This window comes from Cryomorphaceae bacterium (genome assembly GCA_017798125.1).
In the GTDB taxonomy this organism is placed as follows: domain Bacteria; phylum Bacteroidota; class Bacteroidia; order Flavobacteriales; family ECT2AJA-044; genus ECT2AJA-044.
Map to the genome: position 1 here is coordinate 120,795 of CP059070.1, position 24,848 is coordinate 145,642.

Sequence of the window (24,848 nt, forward strand, 5' to 3'; positions counted from 1 at the left end):
ATAATCGGGCTAGCGAATCAACCTCAGGGTTCCGCGTTCTTCTTCGATTTGGCCATCATCGTACCAAACGCGGACGCGATAGACAAAAACGGTGGTAGTGGTGACTTCTTCGCCATTAACGCGACCGTCCCATCCCAGGTCTTCATGCGTCCCGGCATAAATCAACTCACCCCATCGATTAAACAACTGCATCTCAAATCGCTGAAAGCGATCGCCTTGGGGCTGGAAATAGTCGTTGACGTTATCTCCGTTCGGAGTAAATGCAGTGGGAATGTACAGCACCCCGCGCGGGAAACAGCCAGGGTCATACGTGACAAAGGCCGAGTCTGTACCGCAGTAATTGATGAGCCATGCGGCCAGCTCCAATGGCTCATAGCCTTGAATTACGGTGTCTAGGGATGTCCCTGGAATGGAGTCCCCGTTGATGGACCATCCACTTTGGCCGGAAGGGTCATTGATGGTGTAAGAGAATGTGGTGGTCGGGCAATTCTCTTGAACTTGAAGCTGGACTTCTGGGCTAATTCCGATCCATAAAATCATGGTATCCCGCACCGTACATCCGTTAATGTCTGTGCCGGAGAGGTAGTAGGTGTCGCTCTGGTCTAAGATGATGTAGCTCCCTGAGAGACCGCCAGGCTCCACATTCATACTGGTCCATGGCAGAATACTCAAATCCAGAGCGTAGGGACTGCATTCCGCAGTACTGTCTGGAACAATATCGTCGTAGGCCTGGAACCACTCGTGCCATACACTATCCTGGATAGCGCAGCTGCCAGAAGTAATGCTCACTTGGTACCACCCTTCCGCCAAAAAGGTCGTGTAGGAGGTCGTGTCTCCGGTACTCCACAAATAGGAATCAGCGCCTTGGGGAGCTGAATACAAGAGCGGATCATTGGGGCACCAAATGGTAGTGTCATCGAGCAGTTCAAAGTCGGCGCCGAAAATGTAGAGGGTATCCGTACAGGTGAGTTGCGCATTGGAAATGGAGACCCAAATGGTATCCGAACTGCCCGCAATACCCGTGTACTGATTTGCATTTGAGCCATTCATCCAAAGAATCGAATACTCCGGCCCGTATACGGTGTCCAAGGCGATGGTTACCGGATCACCTAAGCAGAGGGTCGTGTCCGTTCTGAGAAGGGGCTCGGGGGTCCGCTCAACCCAAATCGTATCTCTTCCCAAACAGGCGAAAGCGTCATAGGCCTCAACCCAATACAGCCCTCCCATTGAAGTAACAATGGTCTGTGATGTATCCCCAGTACTCCAAAGGTAGCTTACATAGCCAGCTCCCGCATTCAATGTAAGCTGTTGATCCCAACAAATGAAAACCGAGTCTTGGAATGGATCAAAGGGTGTGCCCAATCGATTCACAGTGATGGAGTCCGTACAAATCACAGACCCGAAGTCAGCCGTGTATACAAAGGTGGTCGTGTCCAGGATTGAAGTAGTGAATGACGTCGATGTTGCCCCGCTGGACCAGTTAAAAGCGGGTGGACAGAGAGACGTTAAGGTGGTACTGTTGGTCCGAACAACAATATTGTCAAGCGCCCAACTTTCATCACACAAAGGGTTACCGCTGGCATCTACTAAATTACCAAACCAGTCCATGTTTACATCGCAGGAACTATGCGGAATAGTCATTTGAATTTGATAAACCGAGGTGGTGCTGTTGGCCGCACATCGAGGTGGAAATTGAGTATGTGACGCTCCGGTAAAGGCCGGGAAGTCAATTTGGTAGGAACCAGGATAACTCTGTTGATTCCCTAGAATGTTTGAGAACGTGGTATTGATTTGAGTGGCCCCGTCGACATGGAAGTACCATAAGTCTGGACCCGACAGCAAATCATTTCCATCCCAGTTGTCGAAAATATAAAGGGTGAATTCCACTTCGAGCTGGTCGTGCTCGGGAAGCCCAGTAAGGTTCCAGTTGACGGTATCGTTCCGAAAGGGTCCGGCAACCGTATTGAACACGTAAGTAAAACTGTCCGCAGATGACCAGCCCGATGGAAAGCCCGACTCAAAATCCGACCAATAAACAGCATAAGGAGCGTTGGCGGCTAAAGTCGTGGTGTCCCCATAACAGACGTCTTGATTTGAGGCTTGCAGATCCAAATCAGCGACAAAGAGCTTTACACTGTCTTGAACGGAACAATTCGATTGCGGATCTTGAACGGTGACATAATAGGTGCCGGCCTGAGTGAAAGTGCGGTTCCAAGCCGTGGAGCCATCAGACCAAACAAGATCGGTATAGGGACTCAAATCAACTTGAAAAGAATCTCCAGCGCAAATCATCTCTGCGGGTGGAAGCAAGTTAAATCCATTGAAAGCCTCGACGGTGAGGGTGTCATATCGCAATGTTCCACAACTATCCGTTGAGGTCAGGGTATATGTCGTTGTTTGAAACGGCGCCAATACGGGGTTGGGAGACGACGGATCCGAGACTCCCGCCGTGGGGGACCATTGATAGGTCTGTATATAGGGCGCACTATAATCCACTTGAACACCTCCCTGACACGTTTGAAGGGTGTCGTGATCAAATTGCCCAACGAACTCTCGACAAATCCTTTGTGTAGCTGTGGCTCCACCGGTGCCCGCCGTGGCGCCCCATTGAACTTGACTTACGCCCAAGATGGTCATCAAATCCACCGTTCGACTCAATCGAAGACTACAATCCATATAGAAGTCCAACTGCATGGTGCTCGGATACCAATACAACTGCGCCCGATGGAAGGCGTTGTCCTCAATGTTCCCATTGCCCGGAAGAGCACTTACAGGTGCCGTTATTGACGGAGGGGGAAGGTGTATTACGGAACCTCCTGTATGATAAGCAACGTGATCATAAGGTGGATCACTCGCACCGGTACCGTTCTGATAAATATCAATCTCAACGGCAAAGGCATTGGTTAGCCCTCCGTAACCCAACTGCTGCCCTCCTATTCCCAAGGAAGAACCAGGATTCGCCATTAAGGATATGGTCATCCCATCTGCTCCTCCATTCGTACTCCCAAGAACAACGCGGGTGTCAATGACAAAGGGCTTGGTAAGATCCAAAGTATCTTCGAACCAAACAGCTCCGGATTGACCAGGAGCATTCGTGGTCAAGGTATAGCAGCCTTGAGGATCAAGAAAAGCAGTTCCAACAGTCGTGGGCTGAGCCTTCAGAAGAAGACCAAGGGTTAATAACAAAAAAAGAAGCCCGGAACGCATAGTCAAAGATAGTGCTTAGATTCGTGAGCAATGCCGGTAACCAAAAACCAATTACTGCGAATTCGAGTCATCGACCGAGTACTACGGAACAAATTCCGTACCGCTCCAGCAACGAAGGAATACCTGCGAGCACAATGCATTGAAGAGCTCTTTGGAATTGAATCTGCTCGTGCGGGTAATGAGGTTTCGTTGTTTACCATAGACAAAGACCTTCGGCTAATGAGGGACGAGTATGACGCTCCGATCTCCTACGATCGCGGCACCAAAGAGTATTATTATGAAAACGCAGAATACTCGCTTGATGGTTTGGGCATAGGCTCTAGAGAATTGGTGGCTCTTGAATCCGCTGCTCAGCTCCTGAGCGGCTTTGCGGAAAACCCTCTTCTTCGGCAATTTACACCGGCAATTTCTCGACTCAAAAGCCGGCTATCTCTTCAGAAAAAGGTCGAAGATGAGGATGATCACCTGATTGAATTCGAAGTCCTCTCAGACTATGCAGGGTGGTCGTATATTGATCAAATATTCAATGCCATTAAAGAAGGGTGGGTGATCACCTTTGATTACTTCTACTTCGATCGTGAATCGACTCGGAAAATCACACTCCACCCCTACTTATTGAAAGAATCTCAGCAGCGATGGTATGTCGTAGGATGGTCACCTGAGCGCAATGCGCTCCGATTGTACGGACTCGAGAGAATTAGATCATTGGAAACCGGACATGAACGGTTCCCGCTCCAAGAGCGACGCAAGTTTGATGCGGGGGCTTATTTCAAACACACTTATGGCATTTATACACTTCCCGATGAAGCCCCGTCACGCGTCGTTGTTGAAATGAATCGTCGAGAACTGCTCTACGCCCAATCAAAGCCATGGCACCCGTCTCAAATAGTGCTAAAGGAGGGAGAGGATGGAGGACAATTGGCCTGGACGGTCCACATCACGCCGGATTTCAAAATGCAGTTACTCGCCCTTGGAGATCATGTTAAAGTTATTGAACCTCAGAATCTTAGATCAGAAATTCAACGCACCCTCCAGTCCGCTGCGAATCGGTACAAAGACTGATCAATTCACTTTGTAAATAGACGCCAAAGTGACCTTCTAGCTTTGAAGTATCAAATCAAAGTAAAGATCATGGCCGTTTCGCTAACCTCCTTTAATATCCTGATTCCCGTAGAACGTCTCGAAGCACTATGGGGGAAAGAAAAAACACACGTTTTCCTCCGCGAGCAGGCCCGACGCCGTGACCTTCACGTCAGCTGTGATGGCTCCTTATATCAAGAAGCGGTGAACACGATTCCTACGCGTCGGGCGCGCTTGCACTTCTGGAGAAAGCAAGGACTGCAGTTCACAGAACAAACCGGTACGGGTCCCAAATGGAAGGATCTCTGTACCGTGTCAGAGCTCATGGGAACTTCCTACCCCTGCCCATGGCTTCGACTTAATATGTTTCGAGGTGAAGCAGAACTAAAAGAGGCCAAAAGTCTTGAACACAAGACTCTTGACCTCTTTGGTCAGCAATTACGTTTGGATGGTGGTGAATTCTTTTACCGCGCGGGTTAAAAACTAATACCAGCTCCAACTTGGAAATACTGATTGCGCAACCCAGTATCCGTTATATCATTCAGTCCCCAGTGGTACCGCGCGTCAACAGTGACTGGTCCGAGTTTAACCCCCAATCCTGTATGCCAGGGGAAGTCATACCACTCGGCCTTATTGTCATCCGTTTTGGTCTCTTCACCTAAAACAGTAATACTCTCCCCCACCTTAAAATTGATGGCAATCCCAACTTGAGCAAATACGGGCCCGAGCTTTAATCGCGCCGCTTGAGGAAGGCTTAAGTAATGCAGCTTGCGATAATTATCATCATCCAAGCGAGCACCCATCTGCTGATACTCTAAGCCCTTATACCAGTGAAGTAGTGGAACGATTTTATCTGTGCGGAATGTTCCAATATAAAAGCCCTGTTGAGGATCCAATTGCTCATCTCCGTCAACGAATAGGCCCGCCGAACTCCAACCGGCGCGTAAACCGTGACTTGCATCCTGTGCCAAAGCTCCAATGCTCAAGCCAAAGACTGCGAGGGACAAGAAAAATAGTCGACATTTCATAAGAGGGAATTTTTGGTTTGGTTCCTGAATTTAAGGTTTTTCCAACATTTTCTTGTCCATACCGGTTGATAAAGTGTCTTCTAACCCTTTATTTCCCAAGGGAAAAAGTCATCTTGCAAGAAACCCAAGCACATGATCAATTCAGTCATCACCGGAACGGGCAGCTACATCCCGGAGCGCGTGGTCTCCAATGGGGATTTCATGCGAAACGGATTTTACAATGACGATCAAACGGCACTCGAGTACGACAATGAGAAAATCATTGAAAAATTTGAGGCCATAACGGGTATTCGCGAGCGCCGCTATATTCGAGAAGATCAGACCTCTTCTGAAATAGCCACGGAAGCTTCGCGAATTGCCATAGCTGATGCTGGAGTTGATCCCGAAACCCTGGACTACATTATTGTCGCCCATAACTTCGGCGATGTGATGAAGCATACGATTCAAACGGATGTTCTCCCTGGCTTGGCCGCGCGGGTCAAACACAATCTAGGAATTGAAAATCCTAGATGTGTAGCCTACGATATTCTATTTGGATGTCCTGGCTGGATACAAGCCTTGATACAGGCTCATTTGTTTATCAAAGCAGGAGACGCCAAAAGGGTATTGGTTGTGGGTACGGAGACCTTGTCTCGGGTTTTGGACCATCACGATCGGGACGCCATGATTTTTGCGGATGGCGCAGGTGCAACGGTGCTCGAAGCCAAGGAAGAAGAAACGAAGCGAGGCATTCTCTCCTACCGGACCATGACTCATACGACAGATGAGGCCTATTACTTGAGTCTTGGCAAATCCAATTTTCCCGAGAGCGACCCACGTGTCCGCTACATCAAGATGGAAGGTCGAAAAATCTATGAGTACGCCTTAACGAAGGTTCCGGGAGCGATGAAAGAGTGCTACGACGCCTCTGGAAAACCCATTGAGGAATTGGAGAAGATTTTCATTCACCAGGCCAACGAAAAAATGGATCAGGCCATTGTACAACGATTCTATCGCCAGTATAAGGCCAAAATGGAAGAAAAGGTATTGCCCATGAACATCCACACTCTGGGTAATAGTTCAGTAGCTACCGTTCCTACCCTTTACGATCAGGTCAAACGTGGGAACTTGGGAAGTCATAAACTCTACAACGGGGAAGTCATCTTATTTGCCAGCGTAGGTGCTGGGATGCACATCAATGCCGTGACGTACCAACTCTAAGTAGTTCGCGGGCAAATTCATAGATTGCGGGCCTCAACCTAACCATCTATGAAGAAAGCTCTATTCTTAGCCATGGCCCTCGTTGGTGCCATGACGATTCACGCCCAAACCTATACCCAGACCTATTCCACAGGAGATATTTTTGGGGTTTCACAAGTACAGACAAGCACGGCTCAAGTGAGCCCTTGCCCCGGAATTCTAACCTTCAGCAATATCCCTGCTGGGGTAAATGTGGATTCTATTCTGGTGGTGTATGACTTCTTCAGCACTTTTGCGGGCTTCCAGAGCCCATTTGAACAGCGTTCCTATATCAACTGCCCAACGACCGGTCAAAAGGAAGCTACTTTGGCTCTTGCTCCTCCAACAGGCCCGGGACAAACCACGGTCACCTATTCCCGAATACTCAGTGTTGCCAATGGCCCCATCACGGGAAATCTCGTCATTGAATTGCATGCCGGCACGACGGCGCTAATACCTGGATCCTGCACGGGTTCTGGCCACATTGTCATGAACAACACCTGGAGTGTAACGGTGTACACCAGCGGTTCGGCAGCTTGCCCAAATCCGACGGCCTTGAGCGTGACTCCTACCACGAACAGTGCAGACTTTGACTGGACCCCTGGAGGCACTGAAACCACTTGGGAAATTCGTCACGGCTTTGAAGGAAATCCCGTAGCCGGTATGGCCTCCCAAATCGTAACCAGCCACCCGACTACCATTAGCTCCTTGGACTCGGCGACCTCCTATGATTTCTACGTACGCGCCGCATGTGGAGCTGGAGATACGAGTCAGTGGAGCGGACCATTTACGGCCATGACCGATACCCCTGTTTGCGCCATGCCCACCGATGGTTTGGTCACCGGAGTAACAGAGACGGAGGCTACAGTCGCCTGGCAGCAAGGCGGATTCACCACAGACTGGGATTTGGAATACGGCCCTCAGGGCTTCGCCTTAGGCTCGGGCACCATGATTTCAGGAGCTCAAAGTAACCCCTGGATTTTGCAAGGACTTACGCCCGACACGGACTACGAAGTTTACATTCGAAACAACTGCGTGCTGAACAAATCGGATTGGTTGGGACCGCTCGGGTTTACGACATTGGACCCGACCGTAGGGCTAACCGAACAGAAAGACCAATTGCGTCTCTATCCCAACCCTGCGAAAGATCGACTCACGGTTGAAACGAACTTCGAAGATCAATATCAAATCATTGACCCTACGGGTCGATGCGTGCTAAGTGGGCATCTGGCCGTAGGCCAAAATCACATCAACACAGCCAACCTGGCCTCTGGATGGTACGTATTTCAAAGCAGTACGTCCACCCAACCTGTGTTGATTCAGCCATGAGAACCATACTTATATTTCTGTCTTTAGTCGGTAGCTCTATTCTGTTTTCGGGATGCCCGTTGTGCGAATGTCCGGATGTGGTTCCCTACACCCGATGGAACAGCTATCTGATCCGGCCCGATCAAGCCGGGTATCCTGCCGAAGCGGACTCTTTAAACTTCACCTTGGAGGTGATGGAAATACAGTACTTGGCACAGGCTCAGACCGTACCGAGCTATGGTGGTGACGCAGCTATGGCGTGCTCTTGTGTGGATGACGGTTGGAATGGTTTCAAATACCCACTTGACAGCGTGGTCTTTCGAACAAGTTCGGACTGGAATGCGAATTTCCCTGCAGGCTCTTCACTGGGTGACATCACACAGATCTATACCTACAACGGTGATTGGCAGAATGTCTGGATGGACTTTGAGGACCCCTCGCTAGTCTCGGGAAATAACTACGAATACTTCTATTATTTCCGATTTACCGAGGGCCCAGAAGAAGCCGGCGAATACGAGGTGACTTCCACGATTTACTACAGCAATGGAGCGTCACTTGACGGTCTTTCCATGACCATGGTGATCCAGTGATGTGATTTTACCGGGATTTAATCCTTTGTACTGAACGGGGAAAGTCGCTACCTTCCGCTCCATGCGAACCCGATTACTATTTCTCTCTTTCTTGGTCTGTTCCCTGGTATCGGCACAGCCCCTTGAGCGATTCGCCTTCACCACCCAAGCGGGAGTGGCCAAAAGAGTAGCCTTATTCGAGGATGGAAATATTTCATTCCTCTCACCGCCAGATTTGATGGCAGAATCCCCCATGATTCGTCCGGGCACACAGGATGTGTTCTATCTGGTCACAACTGGATCCAATGAACGGGCGATCTATTCAACCAATGCCAAAACCAAGGACACCAAGAGTTGGAGTCCCGAAGGCGTTATGGAGGGAGGTATGGAATTCTCACCAGATGGAAACTACCTCTATTTTGTAAGCACTCGAAGTGGCAGTCCGGGTGTCTTTCGCAGAGATCTACGATCGGGAAATATCGAGACCATCGCGGACGGTCCTTGGCCTGAATTTGATCCGCGACTCTCCGTAGATGGCCGAGAACTCCTTTATGTGGAGTGGACGGATGATGGGTACTATCTGCATTCATGGAATACGGAGAACAGAAGTCAAAGACAAGTCCTTCACGACAGCTTATTGATCTCCAATGTGCGGTGGTCTAAAAACGACTACTCCTTTGTTTACATCCGAAATGAAGCGCCCTATTGGGAAATCCGAGAATACTTCCCCTTGAGGGATTCAACTTTTAGTGTTCGTTGGGGAGTACCGACGATGGCAGATCCCGTGTTTTCACCCAACGGCGAGCAAATTTTCTACAGCATGGAGCACGATGGTCAATGGGACATCTTCGCCTATCGACGCTCAAGCGACAAACACCGGGGTATCATAGCGGGTAAAAAGGACGATCTGAAACCGAGATTCCATCCTTCAGGGGATTGGATTTGGTACAACGAGAAGACCAAGGACGGTTGGCGCATCATGAAAAAGGTGATTCGAGGAAAGTCCCCGCGTCCCATGATCAACGGGAAAGAGTTCTCCTGTTTCGACGCCGTTTGGTTCCCACCCGAAGAGTAATCATGAAGAACGTATTTGCCCTTCTTTTCTGTACCCTTCTTTTGGCCTGCGGCCGAGGCCCGAATCCGGTCAAAAGCCAAGGATTCCCTGTTGATGTTCGCCCTCACTGGCTGGTCTACCACAGCACGGATTCCTCAGGAGTATTCCACATCTGGGCTTACGACCTTGCGAAGGACAGTACGTGGCCATTAACTTCAGGGGCAGATTGGCACTACCACCCCATTCGCTGGAACGACAGCATTTTGGCCATCATGGGGCCTCATCAAGGGGAGACCAAACGACTAGCCCTGAATGTACGAACCGGGAAAAAGGAGCGCTTGCTGGAAGGTCTTTACGATAGTGATATGCTCTGGCCTTCTCCGAATGGACTCATGGTTGCTGGACAAACACAAGTCAACGACACGGCCCAGGTATTCTTGGCCCGAAAGGACGGAAAACGTCTTCAGTGGCTGACGTCTGGAACCGCTGGCGGTGTAGAACCCTCCTGGTCTCCCGACGGCCTAACGCTGCTTTATCGTTCCAATCAAGACGGCAATCCCGAACTCTACCTCTTTCCGCTCACCAGCGCATACCAACGTAGATTGACCCAACACGACAGTCTAGATCGGTATGCCGTCTGGCATCCAAACGGCCGTAAGATTGCCTTTGCCAGCAATCGCCATCGGCCCGGAATGGAACTCTACCTCAAAGATGTGGCGACGGGCAAGAATCGGCGCCTCACGGATAATGATTGGGAAAAAGGAGAACTGAGTTTCTCCCCCGATGGCCGATACCTAGCCTTCCACGCCCGCCCGCCCAAAGGTTCCTATGACCTGTACTTGTACGACCTAAAATCGGACAGTATTCTACAACTGACCGATACACCAGAGTACGATGGCTATCCAACCTGGGTTCTGGCCAAATAGAACCACTCACCCCTCAAATACAGCAGCTTACCCTAATTAAGAAGTTGTGTTTGGATATATTCGGACATCTTCGCTGGGAACAAAAACACTTCCTCAATGAAAACGATCTCTACACTGATCCGTCCGCTTCCGATGCAAAACTGGGCCTCGGACATCCTCATCTTTATTCCACGATTTGTCGGAGGAATGCTCCTCACTATTGACTTTGGCTCAAGTAAATTTGGGGTTCCCTGGAGCCCGGCAGAAAACGAGCTCGGATTCCTACAAGTAGCCTCTTGGTTTCCTGAAGACGTAGCCAACTTCGGCGCCCCCTTCAGCTGGGCTCCGGTCTTCTTCGCTTGGATGGCTGCCGCTTCAGAAACCATCGGTGGACTTTTGTTGGCCTTAGGGGTCGCCACCCGTCTCAACGCCTTTCTCATTGCCTGCACCATGCTGGTAGCCATCTTTTACCAGAAATGGGGGCAAGGTACCTGGAGCATGCTACCCGCTATGGGCTTTCTGTGGCTCTCGTTTTATACCTTAGTCGTTGGATCAGGTCGCCTCGGATTGGACTATTTAATCTCGCGAAAATGGCTACAAGACAAGTAATACGGACCATCCTTTTATTGGGTGTTTTGGGCCTTACGGCCCGATGCACGCAGCCCAACGAACGTCGACGCCTCGAGTTGATTGATGACCAACAGGAAAGCTGGTCCATGAGTCGACAGCTCAATACCGAACCCGAGCTATTTTTTGAAGACCGCATCTACAAGACTCCCGATGGCAAGTCGTTCTCCGGAACCTTCTCGGAATACCACAAGAACGGAGTGCTGGCTTGGCAAGTGCCCGTATCCCGAGGGCGGATTCACGGTGAGGTCTTACACTACTATCCCAATGGACAATTGGCGCAAAGGCGCAACTACCAATACGGCATTCTTCAGGGCCCATTCGAAGAGTGGTACCCCAAGGGGGACTTGAAACTCAAAGGGCGGATCATTGGGCCTGCTGGATCTGGCGGCGATGAAATCGTTGACTTCACCGTTGGGTTCTACAGCGAAGGGAAGCATCAAATGGTTGAGCGTAAAAGTGGTCGCATTCAAATGATCAATAGCGCAGGTCGAACGCCCTATGAGAACGAGATGATTGAGCTCACCACGCAGGAGGGCTACATGTTATTCGGATACACCTGGTGGGGCACATTGGAAGTTATTGCCACGGACAGCCGCGGGGAGTACGCCGCTTTTCAAGACTGGGATAACTACGAACCTGAAGAGTAACATCGGCCCGTAGGGCCATACCCTATTCCTTTCGGCTGAAGTACTCTTCAAAAAGCACGTACTCTCCAGCTTCCCAATCAGCTGAAATTGTATTCCCGTATTCATTTGAAGGGAGACTCATGTACCGAATGTGTCGTCGTATCAATTGGTCGTGGGAAACTTCAAAGGCATATCGAGTTTCCGTCCAGGTAAATTCATTGTGTATAATGGTATCCTCAGCAGCGTTCAAGCGCCAATAACCACTGTTGGGCTGATCGTTGGGTTCCAAATGAGCACCTAAGGCATAGTTCCCCCTATTCTGCCATCGCAATTGATACATCTGATCCTCCAAGTAGCGAAATTGGCGTCTGAAAAGCTCGGAACGATGACCTCCAATACCAGAACTTAGGCTGCGTCCTGGATTCATGACGGTATCGGCATTGAAAAAGCTCTCACCGTCTACTACGATGCTGTCGTATACCCACCACTGGCTGAGCAGTCGTTGCTTTTCCGAAGTGGATTCATCCACGGACGGTGGGGTAACCGATTCGGTACAGGAAATCAGAAAGGCTCCGCACAAAAGGGCCAGGAAACAGGTTTTATTCAAGTAGTCCATTGCTGTATGCTTTAATGAGTCGTGCTTTTTGGATGGATTCGTCTTGTGTGTAATTCTCAGGAATCAATAAGAAACCATCGGATGTTTGTGCGAAGCTTCCATTGACACCGCTGAACTCGCGTTGCCAAATCAACTGACCGTCAGCAGTGAGTTTGTACAATCGAGAGTAGACAAATGGGGCGCCATAAAGGAGGTTCGTCTGGAGTAACAGTTCACCATCTTCTGTCATTGAAGCATCTAGAGGGTATTCACCTTCCGACAACACCTCAGGTCGAATATCTTCTTTAATCAAGTTCAAGTCTTCATCGAGATGGGTCAGAACAATGCTCTGTGGAGCATCCATATGCACCGCTATATATCCACCTTGAGGATTGTTAACGAGGAATGCGTTGTTTCCATTGACCTGACCTGGACCAACGCCATCATCTGCTACGTCTATAACTTCAGTAATACCAAAGCCTTCAGGGCCCCAATTATGAATAACCATTTTATTTCCTTCTTGACCGAACATCAACAGCTCTCCATCTGTGCTATACATGAGATCTCTTGTCAGACTAAGCCAAGGTGGGTTTGTATAAGTCGTTCGGACGTCAACAGCATTACCATCCTGATCTAGCGTAAATAAGGCGTACATGTGGGTGATATTCGCAACAGTTCTCAACCCACTAGTGGCCAGTTTAATTTCTCCTGAAGGGCTAATGCATATATGGGCGTTTGTGAATACAATATTTGGGGTCAAAGGGCTCCCCATCACGGTTCTGAAATTGGTAAGCTTCAAGTCTGAATCGAACTTGCACACAAAATTGGCATAGGCGGAAGGATCACCAGGTTCGAATTGCAGAAAACCCCATTGACCATTCGGGTCCCCACTGAATCCAGCGCCTCTCCATTCACCAAGGCATAAAAAACCTCCGTCGGGTGTGGGAATTACTTGAGTAAATGTCCCTCGATCACCAATACTGTTCAGGGTCATCAAGCCGTCGATTCGGATGTCCTCTGCACGGAATAAGCGTTTTTTAATTAATCGACCCTGAGGGCTGAGTAAAGCAATCATACAGCCCCGCTCTTGGATGTTGCCTTCGTAGTTCACTCCGACAGTGGCGGAGTAGTCGTAGGCTGGGTACCCTTGCTGTCCAACGACGACGACACGACCGTCTGAAAGAGACTCTACATCAAGTATCACGTTGGCCATGCGGCCACCAACGCTTCTTACCCAGGTCTCATCCGGTTGCGGAGCCTCTTGACTGCAGGAAATCAGTAAAACGGACAGTAAGAAAATTGCTATCCTTTTCATTTTACGTTCTTTTTAGGGGTGAAGAAATAGCGACGAACAGACAGTTCAATCGTCCACGCTGATAAAGTAAAATCATCAGGCAAATAACCATACTCGTGAGTGGCCTCAAGGTCATGCCAACGCTCATCATCGTTGGTGATATTGGATTGGCCACCCTGATAATAGGTACCTAATCCAACAGCATAGAGGCCAATCCTTCGTTCCACGATCAAATGAGCAATAAAGCTGTGATTCCACGTATTTTTCCATGGCGTCAAGTCCACCGTTCCCACTTTAGCTGGAGCATCCAGACCGGTTGGAATTTCACCCTCAATTGGAAATAGACTCAATTCACCCGATGAACGAGCAAGCCATTGAAACTGCCAACCTAAGCCTCCTTCGACATGCCAACTTCCTATTGGCAAAGACAGTTCAGCTTGTAGAGGTAATCCAACATATTCCATATGATCATTAACCCGAGCCTCTTGTGCCTCTAGCTGTAATTCAGAAAATTGATACGTCAGTGATTGATATTGAAGCCCTCCAGAGAGAGCCAGAAAGGGCATCAGAAAATAGCGTCCCTCTAGGGTTCCTGAGAATCCCACTTGGGTCTCGTACGAACTAGGCTCAAGTGCTGAAGAAGCGTAAGAATGATATTGGGTTATGACGATATTCGGCATCACTGCGCCAGAACGCAAACCAAGACTCCACTTTCGATTAATGGAATAGGAGTCAACGATTTCCTTAAAAGACTGCAATTCCGAGCGGGAGTACTTATAAAGAGGATCCGCTTCTAGCAATCCTGCAACATGAAAGTCGCTTGTGGAATCCCGGCCCGTCAGAATCTCCGCCTTGGCCATCAGCTCTAGTGCATCTGACCGCACGGAGCGGTTCTCTGATTCCGAGCAAGGCTGCAGCAAAGAGATAACTTCATCAAATCGTCCATCGTAATAGGCACGTCGGGCCTCTTCAAGGGAACTCTCGCAGTCCTGGCCAAGCGTTCCAAAGCTGACCATTAGAGTCAGCCATATAAGAATGTTAGTTTTCATCACAAGGTGGGTTGTAATTAAGTTCATCACTGACATAGCGCTTCCAATCAGCTTCACTGATGGCGTTGGTTTTAGATTTACAGAAATAGGAGTACCATTCTGTTGCGGTCAGCGGAAAGCTGACTTTCTTTCCATCGAAATTAGTGTAGCTCCATCGCTGATCGCTCTCCCACGCAACGTGGGCGATCCATTTCTCTTGATCGAATACCTCTATGGGCTCAACGGTTTCTTCGGAAAGCAGCCAACGCCTTGCGGATCGATCATACGAAGCGCTTAACAGCTCGGTTCCAGAAGGAGAAAATTGCAAATCGGTTATTGCGGCTGTATGGCCCACAAGTCGCAGTTCGACTTCACCATTCTCACCATCAATCAACAAGATGGTCCCATCTGAATATCCAGCTGCAAGGATATTTCCATTCGGACTTTCTCGCAGAATGGTTAGACGCGAGCCATATTCAAGGCTCCAAGGATTACTTCCTTCCTGGAGGGTAAGAACATTATTGGACCAAGCAAACCCAGCCGGGAAGATCAGCGCGGCCTGCTCCTCCTCTCCACGCGTCACATTACCTCTCGTAACACGAATCAATCCTTGATCGGGTAGGTTCTGATCCGCCGATAAGAAGGCTTGATAAAGCTCCGGGGTCCACTGAGGTCCGCGATTGGCTCGGTGCAATTCCGCAGCAATGAGGGCCAATTGAAGTCCTGTTTCAGCTTTAGGCGTTCGCAAAGACCTCAGGGCCAACTCCCGACTCAAACTGAGCATTAATAGTTGCTCGGTACGGGATTCAGCGGCTTGCGCAATTCCCCGCTGCTGTTGAGCGATCTGGGCATTTTCCTCGGCCTCAGAGCGCGCCACATCTGCCTTTTGCTTTTCTTCTATGGCCCTACGGGCCGATGCTTTCGCAAGCCCCTCTTGAACAAGCGCTTCTTCCCGCGCCGCCTCGGCTTCTTCCGCAGATTGCAAAGCCGCCGCTGCATTCTCCTCCGCTGATTGCTCATTGGCTTCAGCCCTCTGGCGCTCTTGATCCGCGACTTCACTTTCCTGCTGAGCCACTTCCGCCAACTCACGAGCACGTTCAGATTGCTGTCGAGCCTGGAAGAATCCAATGACGGATAGGATCATTAAAAGCAGGATGACTCCTGAAATAACCGTTCTACGACGCTGACGCCTTCGGTGACTTTTGGTTTGTCTTTCGCTCGCTCGCAAGAAGGCGATTAGCTCCTCTGAAAGAGCGAGGTTCCGTTCGTAAAGGCCGATGTATTGCAGGTCCTCTTCGGTCAGTAGTTTTCCGCGTTTCTCGTATTCTTTAAAACTGAGGTTCAAGAAATTTCGGGCTTCCAGTAGCTCCCGTTCTTGAATGGAAATGCGTTCAAAAATTTTCTGCGCCAAGCTATCGTGACGGAACTCATATCGTCCATCATCGTCGCGGTCCGATAATATGCGTTTGTCGACAAAACTGCGCACCAAAAGCTCTACGGCTTGATCGTCCAAATCCAATCCAAGTTCTCGACAGCTTTGACGAATTTCTTCAAGAGTCTTCGGAATCTTAGTACCCTCAACAGACACCAAGGACTTGAGCACTCCCAGTGCAGCCTTAGGGTCATCCATTTTGAAGATCTGCTCGTCCACGAATTCGGCCAGTACGTCACCGATATCGCCCATTTGATCGAGCTGATCCGTTGTGAACTTTAGGGGTCTACCCTCTGTCCCGCGTGCTCGAGCATCCTGATGAATACGGTCCAAGAAGACCTGCAAAAAGGTCAATTCGACATAGCTCTTATCTGGATTAATCTTGGACAACAGCTTTTCTTCAAAGTCCTCGTCCAATTCAATCCCGAAGGCATCACAGGGTCCTTGAACACACTGACTTGCCTTGTGACGCGTCATTTTCTCAACGCGCACGCGGTTGTCAAAGAAATGAGGAATCTGCACTTCGAACTGGGTTAAGAATTCCAAGTACTCTCCGCGAAGGATGAAGATGAAATGAGCATCTAAATCGGAATCCAAGAAAGCGCGAACCGATTGAATAAAGGACTCAATCTCGTTTTGATCGCCAAAAATGAAGAGCTCTTCAAATTGATCAAAAATGAAGTACATGGGCTTGAAGTGCTCCATGAAGGCTGAAGTAGTAACTCCTTTCAGTACTTCTGAGTCGATGACCTCCGGTGCCGGCTCTTGGTTAAAGGTCCATTTATTGACTTGCTGGTACCACGAACGCAGAATATTCCCGCCTCTTCGGATGGAAATCGGCATCCAATCTTCTTCGGCAAATCGATTGGCCAGTCCGCAGTGAATGATGCTGGACTTACCCGTTCCCGAAGCTCCATAAACGAGCAATAATCGGCTCTGGAAGGACTTATCGTAAACTTCGTTTACTTCGGCGTCACGGCCAAAGAAGATGGATTGATCCTCTTTGCCAAAAGCATCGAGAAATTTAAATGGAGAATGTTCTGTTGCACTGCTCATTCTGCTTCTCCTTTAATTCTGTTAAACTCGAGGCTGAGATCATTCCAATGCTCCCATTTCATAAAATCCTGTTCCGCCTGACCATTGGCCCCTTGATACATGGCCGAATCTTCTGACAAGGATTGAAAGAGGTATATATCACTTCGAAGGCCTGCTGATCGCAGCAAGCCGATTTCGGCATCTTGGGTATCCACAATAAATGGGCTCAAATTCAGGTAATCACCGGTATCTTTTATACTCCTCAGCAGTAGCACGCTTCCGCTATCTGAAAACGTTTCGGCCAGCTCATCCATGGACTTAAACTGAGCATCCGTACTGTTCAAAAGGCGAAGTCTGTGGTTGAATCGCGCCTGTGTAAATTTTCGTTTACGAACCTCAATAGCGCTGACGTGCACCATTTTATAGTCGACTAGGAAGGCGCACTTCTTAAGCAAGAATACAGTCGTCTGCTCCATTTGAGCTACACTATCTGCTGCCGCTTCCTGAAACCATTGATCAGGAGTCTTGAGTAGGCTCCAATCTTCCAACTCACGGTAAAAAGCAGGCGTGAGAATGTCTTCCCATTCATTTAAAAATCCGGGCTGACCTGATTTTTTCAAGACTTCATCGAGCGTCCGAATCCAACGAACTCGGTCTTCACGAGATTGAGGATTTAATCCGTACTCCAGAGCTTTTGCATCTACTTTTTGAACGCCCCCGAGTTCTCTGCACCGCAACCATTCGGAGGTGAGGATGAAGCTGAGCACCTCAACCATTCGGTCAACCGTTCTGGAAAGTTGTTTGTAGCGTAACTCGAGTTTGTCAAGCAAGTTGGCCGAGAACAACCGACGCAACTCCACTCCTATAACCCAAGGGTAACTTTTGATAATCTGATAGGCCAAAAGTCGGATATCGAGCACTTCGCCCTCATCTTCTTCAACCAACAAGAACTTCTGAAGAGATGGTTTAACCTCCGCCATGGCCACAAATACTTCTCGGACCAATTCCTCACTCGAGCTTGGGTGGAAGGCCTCGAAGAAGGGAACAAGAGGCTTAGATCCTTCTTGATTCGAAATCTGAGCCTTATCCGAGAAGGAAGATTCCTTAGCCGGCTCTTCAAGCCCTCGCTTTCGAGCTTCTCCAGGTGGAAAGCCATACGCCTCATTAAAACATCTGGTGAAATAGGTGTTGCTGGCAAATCCAACTCGATAAGCTACCTCACTAACATTCCCTACGTCTTGACGGAGCAATTCCATGCCTCGCTCTAATCGAATGGAACGTATAAATTGACTGGTAGAGACACCTATGATACTGGAAAGCCTTCGGTGAAGATGGGACCGGCTCATGGCAACCGCGTCGGCCAATTCCGATACTCCAAATCGCTCATCAGCCATTTCCGCTTTGACAATACTTTCGAGCTTTTGAATCAAAGCATCGTCCATAGACAGCTCTTTTGCCGGCTCCATTGGGCCGGTCTCTTGAGCGTTTTCTACTGGTCTATATTGCGGATTTTCAGGCATCTACAGCTTATCTGTTGCCTAAATGTACAATTAATATAAGGCCATCCTTACCCAAACAACATGTGTTCAATGCTTTGCAACATATGTTCCAAAGGGGCCAAGGACGTCTGAATACCTTGCACCTATGTCTCTGCAATGTTCAGCAACATAACTGTTAACCCTTGCCCTGTTTTCCGCCGGATGTTTGCGGTGTACTTACGTTTCACCCTAAATCAAATTATCATGAAATCTTCAATTCTTAAGTATGCTGCTTTTTTCTTTTCAATGATCTTCTTAACTGTCTTCACTTCTTGTGAGAAAGACGATCAAATTGCTCCTCAAGGAGTAGACGGATCACTAACCCAAAAAGGGGCTACCATTGATCCTTTTCAAAATGGAGCTTCTTCCGCTCTAAATGAGCTTGGAGAAGTAACCGGTCAAGAGGGACCCAACTTTGTAGATGAAATCTATGTAAACGTCACCTCTACAGTTTACACGTACGGATCCGGAACAGACAACACGATGGAAGTCTTTGTGTCTCCGGATAATAACCTCGCAGAAAAACCTGTGGTCATTCTTTATCCTGGTGGTGGATTTTCATCTCATACGCAGTTGAGCGGTCTAAACGCCTTTGCCCAAGAATTAGCCAGTAAGGGTTATTTGGCTGCTGTTTCCAAGTACTCTTTATCTGCGGACGCAAACATTGATGTGGACGACTGGGTATACGCCGTCCAAGATGTCCGCTCATCAATCCGGTTTGTGCGCAGTCAGGCGACAGCTTGGGGCGCCAGCACACAGAATATCTTTATTGGAGGGTGGTCCAACGGAGGGCAAATTGCCTTCAACCACGCCTTTATGAGTGCAAGCGAAACAGGAGACTTCACCGATCCAAATCTTCAGCCTTATGTAGCTGGCCGACTGAACGCCCTTGGATGGGACAACACAGATAATGTCGGGTTCTCTTCAGATATCAAAGGAATCATCGGCATGAACATCTACACGCAAGGAGTCAATTTTGTAGACGCTGGAGATCCCGCACTCTACTTGGTCGCCTGCACCGATCAACAATTCAACGACGGTACCGTCACCTTTGATACCACATTCACCTACGGCGGTATATCCTTCAACGGGCCAGAAGGCATCTATGCGCGTGCGCTTCATGAAGGCTACACAGAAAGCAAGGACCTCGTTTACGAAGTAGAGCAATGGCCTTCTCCGCTTTTCACACATCCAAACTTCACCACCCTAAATCGCGACTACTGGTACGACATGTCCGCATTTATGGCACGAAATATGGACTAATAAAGGCATAGGTTTAGTAGTTAACTTTCATAGGTTAGGAGGCCCGCGCGCACCTTTTCAGGGTGAGGCAGCGGGCCTTCTGGCTTTTGTTTATTTCTTCTTAAAAACTTGGAGCGGGGCGGGTTGTGCATCGGCCCGTAGGGCCTTATTTTTGATAGAAATTCCCAGAATATGCAGCAGTATCACGACCTCATCAAGCGCGTGCTCGACGAAGGCGTCGCCAAGGAAGACAGAACGGGGACGGGAACCACTTCCGTTTTTGGACACCAAATGCGATTCGATCTTTCGAAGGGGTTTCCGCTGGTGACCACCAAGAAGCTGCATTTGCGGAGTATTATTCACGAGCTCTTGTGGTTTCTCAAAGGGGATAGCAACATCGCCTATCTGAAGGAAAATGGTGTTCGAATCTGGGATGAATGGGCTGATGAGAACGGGGATCTGGGGCCTGTATACGGAGTTCAATGGCGTTCTTGGCCCACGCCTGATGGGGCGTCCATCGATCAAATCACCCAGCTCATCCACAATATCAAGAACAATCCGGACAGCCGACGCCTGATTGTTTCGGCTTGGAATGTGAGCGAGATTCCCAATATGGCGCTCCCTCCCTGCCACACCTTCTTTCAGTTTTACGTAGCGGATGGCAAACTGAGCTGTCAACTGTATCAGCGCTCGGCGGACATCTTCTTGGGTGTACCTTTTAACATCGCTTCGTATGCGCTGTTGACCATGATGGTCGCTCAAGTCTGTGATCTAGAACTGGGCGATTTTGTGCACACCTTCGGTGACGCCCACATCTACAGCAACCACATGGAACAAGTGGAATTGCAAATTAGCCGCGAGCCGCGAGCCTTGCCGACGATGAAGATCAACCCGACGGTCAAGGACATATTCGAGTTCAAGTTTGAAGATTTCGAATTGTTGAACTACGATCCATGGCCGCACATCAAAGGCGTGGTTGCCGTTTAATCTTTTATTTTAGGGCATGGAAAAGTACCATCAGCCCCAGAATGCGTTCGTTCGCCGCTTTCAAGATTACTTGGGAGAATTCGTTTATGGCGGTATCGACGGCAGTGTGACCACCTTCGCTGTGGTTGCCGGATCGGTTGGAGCGGGTTTGGATACGGCCGTCATCATCATCCTCGGATTTGCCAACCTCATTGCCGATGGGTTTGCCATGTCCGTGGGTGCATTTCTCAGCACTAAATCGGAGATTCAGAATTACGAGAAGCACAAGAAAATCGAGTATTGGGAAGTGGACAACCTTCCTGAAAAAGAACGGGCTGAAATTCGTGAGATTTATGAAGCGAAGGGATTCGAAGGCGAGTTACTGGAGCAGGTGGTCGATGTGATTTGTGCCGACCGCGACCGATGGGTCGATGTGATGATGAAGGAAGAACTGGAGATGCAAGAGGAAACCAAATCTCCATTTGCCATGGGGGCCGTGACTTTCGTGAGCTTTATACTTGTTGGGCTCATTCCACTGCTGGTGTACGTCTACGACTACGCCGCCGATGGATTGGAATTGGACTTGTTTGCTTGGTCCTGCGTCATGACCGGGGGCGCCTTTGTCCTCATCGGATACTTGAAGGCTCGCGTGACGGAAAATGACATCCTGCGAAGCATTGCTGAGACGCTCTTCCTGGGTGCTGCTGCAGCTATTCTGTCCTACGTTGTCGGAAACTACCTCGAGCGCCTGTTCTAATGGATCGCAGAATTCACTTGATCTTGCGCGCTGCACTTGCCCTGACCTTTTTGGGGCATGGCATTTTCGCCCTCAACGGGCGGATGAGTTGGGTGCCCTATTTGACCACTCTAGGGATAGCCGAAAATCTGGCCATTTCCATTTTGCCCATGATCGGAGTACTGGATCTAATCGTTGCTGCGCTTCTGGTTTTCAAGCCGTTCAAATGGCTATACCTGTGGTGCTTCGTTTGGACGTTATCAACGGCTTTAATTCGCCCTCTGGTCGGTGAGTCTTGGTGGGAATTCATCGAGCGCGGAGCATTTTATGGCGTATCTTTAGCCCTGTACCTTCATTCGTTGCAACCCAAACCAAACCCAGCATCATGATTCTTTCCATGATCGTCGCCGCTTCTGAGAACAACGCCATCGGCAAAGACAATCAGCTTCTTTGGCATCTGCCCAAGGACCTCAAATACTTCAAGGAAATGACTTCGGGCCACGTGATCATCATGGGCCGAAAAACCTTTGACAGCATTGGCAAACCTCTTCCAAAAAGAAGGAACATCGTCATCACCCGACGCGAGGATCTAGTCATTGAAGGCGCGGAAATCGCACACGACATCGAATCCGCCATTGAGATGGTCGGCGAAGATCAAGAACCGTTTGTGGTGGGTGGAGCACAGGTTTACGAACAGGCTATTCATTACGTGAACCGCATTTACCTTACCCGGGTCCACGCCCACGTCAACGGCGATACCTTCTTTCCAGAACTGGATCCCAACGAATGGCAGCGCGTCTTGCACGAATCGCACAAGAAGGACGCCAGTCATGCGTACAACTTCAGCTTTGAAGTTTGGGAACGGAAGAAAGAGGACTAATTAAGCCCCTTCTGCAATTCCGTCAACGATTCCATAGGCCACTGATTCCTCAGCATCCATCCAATAATCGCGGTTGAAATCCTTCAGGATTTGCTCCATGCTCTGACCGCAATTGTCGGCCAAGATTTTGGCACCGATATCGCGGGTCTTCAAGATTTCCTTCATTTGGATTTCGATGTCTGAGGCCTGTCCTTGCGCTCCTCCGCTCGGTTGATGGATCATCACTCGACCGTAGGGCATCACAAAACGACGGCCCTTTTCTCCAGCGGACAGCAAAATAGAGCCCATGGATGCCGCCATACCTGCACACACCGTACTCACGGGGCTTGAGATTTGCTGCATGGTGTCGTGGATCGCCATTCCTGAGGTCACATATCCCCCAGGACTGTTGATGACGAATTGGATTTCTTTTCCCGGGGCCTCGAGTTCGAGGTATAAAAGGCGGTCGATCACGTGCTTGGCACTTCGATCATCGACCTGTCCCCAAAGGAATACTTTACGCTCACCCAAGAGGCGTGCGTCTATCTGATCTTGTAAATTCTTGAATTCACTCATTGTCTAATTTTATTATGAAGCGGCCCGCAACTTTCTCAAGCTGCTGGCGCTTATTTTCTTTTCTGCATAGTCACGGGTCAAGCGAAGCTCTTGCTCACCTTCACCGCTGGGCAATTCAAACATAGCATCCACGAGCAATGCCTCACAGATGCTCCGAAGTCCACGAGCCCCCAACTTGAATTCGACGGCCTTTTCAACGATAAAATCAATGGCTGATTCATCGTAGGAAAAGTCCACCTCATCCATAGCGAAAAGCTTGTGATACTGTTTCATTAGAGCATTCTTAGGCTCGGTTAGAATGCGCTTCAACGCACTTGCGTCGAGCGGATCCAGATGAGTCAGCACAGGCATCCGCCCGATGAGCTCAGGAATCAAACCAAAGCTCTTCAAATCTTGGGGAGCTACGAATTGCAAGACGTTATCGTCATCAACTCGTTCCTGGGAAGCATTTCCATAACCAATGGCAGCCGTGTTCAGGCGGCGCTTGATGTGCAAGTCGATTCCATCAAATGCCCCTCCGGCTACGAAGAGAATATTGCTGGTATCGATCTCCACAAACTTCTGGTCTGGATGCTTTCGTCCTCCTTGCGGCGGAACGTTGACCTTAGAGCCTTCCAACAGCTTAAGCATAGCCTGCTGAACCCCTTCTCCACTCACATCGCGTGTGATGGACGGATTATCGCTCTTGCGCGCAATTTTGTCGATCTCGTCGATGAACAGGATACCCCGCTCGGCTTTCCGAGGGTCGTAATCCGCAGCCTGCAATAATCGGGAAATGATGCTTTCCACATCTTCTCCCACATACCCGGCTTCAGTCAAAATGGTGGCATCCACAATGGCGAAAGGAACATTCAACATCTTGGCAATGGTCTGAGCCAACAGGGTCTTTCCAGTCCCTGTTTGGCCCACCATGATGATGTTGGATTTTTGGACTTCGATTTCATCGTCCGATGGAGCCAAGAGTCGTTTGTAGTGGTTGTATACCGCTACGGAAAGGACCTTCTTCGCATCATCCTGACCGATGACGTACTCGTCCAAGAATGACTTGATCTCCTGTGGCTTGCGCAAGGTCATTTCTTGAGCCACCGATTCGAGTTCGCTGTCGCTCAATTCCTCCACCAAAATGCCGTGTGCCTGCTCGATGCATTGATCACATATGTGTGCATCGATCCCGGCGATCAAGATCTTGGTTTCGCTTTTCTTACGTCCACAAAAGGAACAACTCAATTCTTCTTTCATCCTGCTTTGGTCAATACTTCATCGATCATACCATACGCTTTGGCCTCATCCGACTTCATCCAGTAATCCCGGTCTCCATCTTCATAGACTTTATCGTAATCCTGACCGCTGTGCTTAGCGATGATCTGATAGAGCTCTTGCTTGAGCATCAAGATCTGCTTCGCGGTAATTTCAATATCTGAGGCCTGCCCTTGAGCACCGCCCAGAGGTTGGTGAATCATCACCCGACTATGGGTCAGGGCTGATCTCTTCCCGTCAGCACCGGCGCAGAGCAAGACAGCTCCCATAGAAGCCGCCATCCCGGTACAAATGGTCGCCACGTCAGGGGCAACCAACTGCATGGTATCGTAGATGCCCAATCCGGCATAAACGCCACCACCCGGCGTGTTCAGATAGATTTGAATATCCTTTTTGGGGTCAACGCTCTGCAAAAAGAGGAGTTGTCCCTGAACGATATTCGAAACTTGATCATTGATAGGCACTCCGAGGAAGATGATTCGATCCATCATGAGGCGAGAAAAGATGTCCATAGACACCGCATTCATTTGGCGCTCTTCGATGATGTTCGGGGTCAATCCCCGGGGCATTTGGCGGGTTGCAGCGCTCACGTACTCATCGTACGTCAAGCTGCTGACACCCATATGTTGTGTCGCGTATTTGCGAAACTCGTCGTTGTCAAACAT

At 49.3% G+C, this 24,848-nt stretch carries 24 protein-coding genes; 14 read left to right on the plus strand and 10 right to left on the minus strand.

What is annotated here, in order from left to right; all coding sequences use genetic code 11:
- Positions 1–9: 9 nt before the first annotated feature.
- On the minus strand, positions 10–3,186 hold the full coding sequence (locus tag HZ996_00540; protein ID QTN37682.1) for a gliding motility-associated C-terminal domain-containing protein: 3,177 nt from the start codon (positions 3,184–3,186) through the stop codon (positions 10–12).
- Between the two features lie 51 nt (positions 3,187–3,237).
- On the opposite strand from HZ996_00540, the gene HZ996_00545 reads away from it, so the two are divergent.
- Positions 3,238–4,269, plus strand: coding sequence for a WYL domain-containing protein (locus HZ996_00545; GenBank protein QTN37683.1), 1,032 nt, complete (start codon positions 3,238–3,240; stop codon positions 4,267–4,269).
- 69 nt (positions 4,270–4,338) lie between these two features.
- A complete protein-coding gene (locus tag HZ996_00550; GenBank protein ID QTN37684.1) occupies positions 4,339–4,767 on the plus strand; it encodes a hypothetical protein in 429 nt (142 codons plus the stop codon).
- Here HZ996_00550 and HZ996_00555 read toward each other — a convergent pair.
- Positions 4,764–5,315, minus strand: coding sequence for an outer membrane beta-barrel protein (locus HZ996_00555; protein ID QTN37685.1), 552 nt, complete (start codon positions 5,313–5,315; stop codon positions 4,764–4,766). The genes HZ996_00550 and HZ996_00555 overlap by 4 nt on opposite strands.
- 135 nt (positions 5,316–5,450) lie before the next feature.
- Between HZ996_00555 and HZ996_00560 the strand changes: the two genes are divergently transcribed.
- From HZ996_00560 to HZ996_00590, 7 genes are all read left to right on the plus strand, one after another.
- Positions 5,451–6,515 carry a ketoacyl-ACP synthase III gene (locus HZ996_00560; protein ID QTN39978.1) on the plus strand — a complete coding sequence of 355 codons (1,065 nt, stop codon included), beginning with the start codon at positions 5,451–5,453 and terminating at the stop codon, positions 6,513–6,515.
- Positions 6,516–6,563: 48 nt separating this feature from the next.
- Positions 6,564–7,862, plus strand: a complete 1,299-nt coding sequence (locus HZ996_00565; GenBank protein QTN37686.1) for a T9SS type A sorting domain-containing protein — start codon at positions 6,564–6,566, stop codon at positions 7,860–7,862.
- A complete protein-coding gene (locus HZ996_00570) occupies positions 7,859–8,431 on the plus strand; it encodes a hypothetical protein (protein QTN37687.1) in 573 nt (190 codons plus the stop codon). Before HZ996_00565 ends, HZ996_00570 begins: the two co-directional genes overlap by 4 nt.
- A 61-nt stretch (positions 8,432–8,492) precedes the next feature.
- Entirely contained in the window at positions 8,493–9,485 is a 993-nt protein-coding gene (locus HZ996_00575) for a PD40 domain-containing protein (protein QTN37688.1), read from the plus strand.
- A 2-nt stretch (positions 9,486–9,487) separates the two neighbouring features.
- On the plus strand, positions 9,488–10,390 hold the full coding sequence (locus HZ996_00580) for a PD40 domain-containing protein (protein ID QTN37689.1): 903 nt from the start codon (positions 9,488–9,490) through the stop codon (positions 10,388–10,390).
- Between the two features lie 96 nt (positions 10,391–10,486).
- Positions 10,487–10,978: a DoxX family protein gene (locus HZ996_00585; protein QTN37690.1), complete on the plus strand. Its 492-nt coding sequence runs from the start codon at positions 10,487–10,489 to the stop codon at positions 10,976–10,978.
- On the plus strand, positions 10,960–11,646 hold the full coding sequence (locus HZ996_00590) for a hypothetical protein (GenBank protein QTN37691.1): 687 nt from the start codon (positions 10,960–10,962) through the stop codon (positions 11,644–11,646). The genes HZ996_00585 and HZ996_00590 overlap by 19 nt, the downstream gene beginning before the upstream one ends.
- A 22-nt stretch (positions 11,647–11,668) precedes the next feature.
- Here the strand turns inward: HZ996_00590 and HZ996_00595 are convergent, their stop codons facing one another.
- Genes HZ996_00595 through HZ996_00615 form a run of 5 tightly spaced genes read right to left on the minus strand, consistent with a single transcriptional unit; the run spans position 11,669 to position 18,451 of the window.
- Complete coding sequence (locus tag HZ996_00595) at positions 11,669–12,241, minus strand: hypothetical protein (GenBank protein ID QTN37692.1); 573 nt, start codon at positions 12,239–12,241, stop codon at positions 11,669–11,671.
- On the minus strand, positions 12,225–13,535 hold the full coding sequence (locus HZ996_00600; GenBank protein ID QTN37693.1) for a hypothetical protein: 1,311 nt from the start codon (positions 13,533–13,535) through the stop codon (positions 12,225–12,227). Before HZ996_00600 ends, HZ996_00595 begins: the two co-directional genes overlap by 17 nt.
- The gene (locus HZ996_00605) at positions 13,532–14,563 is read right to left on the minus strand and encodes a hypothetical protein (protein ID QTN37694.1); all 1,032 of its coding nucleotides are present in this window, start codon (positions 14,561–14,563) and stop codon (positions 13,532–13,534) included. Before HZ996_00605 ends, HZ996_00600 begins: the two co-directional genes overlap by 4 nt.
- The gene (locus HZ996_00610; GenBank protein ID QTN37695.1) at positions 14,553–17,030 is read right to left on the minus strand and encodes a hypothetical protein; all 2,478 of its coding nucleotides are present in this window, start codon (positions 17,028–17,030) and stop codon (positions 14,553–14,555) included. The genes HZ996_00605 and HZ996_00610 overlap by 11 nt, the downstream gene beginning before the upstream one ends.
- Positions 17,027–18,451 carry a helix-turn-helix transcriptional regulator gene (locus tag HZ996_00615; GenBank protein ID QTN37696.1) on the minus strand — a complete coding sequence of 475 codons (1,425 nt, stop codon included), beginning with the start codon at positions 18,449–18,451 and terminating at the stop codon, positions 17,027–17,029. Before HZ996_00615 ends, HZ996_00610 begins: the two co-directional genes overlap by 4 nt.
- A 300-nt stretch (positions 18,452–18,751) precedes the next feature.
- On the opposite strand from HZ996_00615, the gene HZ996_00620 reads away from it, so the two are divergent.
- The 5 genes from HZ996_00620 (at position 18,752) to HZ996_00640 (ending at position 22,371) form a co-directional block, all read left to right on the plus strand.
- On the plus strand, positions 18,752–19,810 hold the full coding sequence (locus HZ996_00620; GenBank protein QTN37697.1) for an alpha/beta hydrolase: 1,059 nt from the start codon (positions 18,752–18,754) through the stop codon (positions 19,808–19,810).
- Positions 19,811–19,981: 171 nt separating this feature from the next.
- Positions 19,982–20,776 carry a thymidylate synthase gene (locus tag HZ996_00625; GenBank protein ID QTN37698.1) on the plus strand — a complete coding sequence of 265 codons (795 nt, stop codon included), beginning with the start codon at positions 19,982–19,984 and terminating at the stop codon, positions 20,774–20,776.
- A 16-nt stretch (positions 20,777–20,792) separates the two neighbouring features.
- Positions 20,793–21,512, plus strand: a complete 720-nt coding sequence (locus HZ996_00630; GenBank protein QTN37699.1) for a VIT1/CCC1 transporter family protein — start codon at positions 20,793–20,795, stop codon at positions 21,510–21,512.
- Positions 21,512–21,880, plus strand: coding sequence for a hypothetical protein (locus HZ996_00635; GenBank protein QTN37700.1), 369 nt, complete (start codon positions 21,512–21,514; stop codon positions 21,878–21,880). The genes HZ996_00630 and HZ996_00635 overlap by 1 nt, the downstream gene beginning before the upstream one ends.
- On the plus strand, positions 21,877–22,371 hold the full coding sequence (locus HZ996_00640) for a dihydrofolate reductase (protein ID QTN37701.1): 495 nt from the start codon (positions 21,877–21,879) through the stop codon (positions 22,369–22,371). The genes HZ996_00635 and HZ996_00640 overlap by 4 nt, the downstream gene beginning before the upstream one ends.
- On the opposite strand, the gene HZ996_00645 is transcribed toward HZ996_00640, so the two are convergent.
- From HZ996_00645 to HZ996_00655, 3 genes are read right to left on the minus strand one after another with little or no spacing between them, the layout of a single operon-like run.
- Complete coding sequence (locus HZ996_00645; protein ID QTN37702.1) at positions 22,372–22,926, minus strand: ATP-dependent Clp protease proteolytic subunit; 555 nt, start codon at positions 22,924–22,926, stop codon at positions 22,372–22,374.
- 12 nt (positions 22,927–22,938) lie between these two features.
- Complete coding sequence (clpX, locus tag HZ996_00650; protein ID QTN37703.1) at positions 22,939–24,165, minus strand: ATP-dependent Clp protease ATP-binding subunit ClpX; 1,227 nt, start codon at positions 24,163–24,165, stop codon at positions 22,939–22,941.
- Entirely contained in the window at positions 24,162–24,848 is a 687-nt protein-coding gene (locus HZ996_00655; protein ID QTN37704.1) for an ATP-dependent Clp protease proteolytic subunit, read from the minus strand. The genes clpX and HZ996_00655 overlap by 4 nt, the downstream gene beginning before the upstream one ends.